Source organism: Phyllobacterium sp. SB3 (assembly GCF_040009165.1).
Lineage (GTDB): Bacteria > Pseudomonadota > Alphaproteobacteria > Rhizobiales > Rhizobiaceae > Phyllobacterium.
The window spans coordinates 1-476 of sequence record NZ_JBDYKI010000032.1 but is presented as its reverse complement, the minus strand read 5'-3'; the positions used below and the strand labels follow the sequence as shown (position 1 = coordinate 476).

Below are 476 nucleotides of genomic sequence, written 5' to 3'. Positions count from 1 at the left end.
AGATATTCAGCCAGGCTACGCGCACGTTTGACACCTGAATTTTTAGGGCTAACGACAACAACATCTGAACCAAGCAATCCTTTATCGCAGTAATGTTTTGCGAATAGGGGAACAGTGAAAAGATTATCCACTGGAATATCAAAGAAACCTTGAACCTGAACGGCATGCAAATCAAGAGTCAGGATACGATCAACTCCAGCCTTAACCAGCATATTGGCAACTAGTTTTGCTGTAAGTGGCTCACGAGGACAAGCAATGCGGTCTTGACGTGCATAGCCAAAATATGGAAGGACAACGTTGATACTGTGGGCACTTGCACGCACACAAGCATCGACCATGATTAACAATTCCATTAGGTGGTTGTTGACAGGGAAACTTGTTGATTGGATGATGTAAACATCATAACCACGGACACTTTCTTCGATATTTACTTGGATTTCTCCGTCTGAAAATTGACGTGATGATAGTTTTCCAAG

Annotated in this window: 1 protein-coding gene; it reads right to left on the bottom strand. The window is 42.6% G+C overall.

Features of this window, described 5'->3' with window-relative positions; translation table 11 throughout:
• Positions 1–476 (bottom strand): ribose-phosphate diphosphokinase (gene prs, locus ABKW30_RS29265; protein WP_348602486.1); only part of this gene is annotated, 476 nt, incomplete at both ends.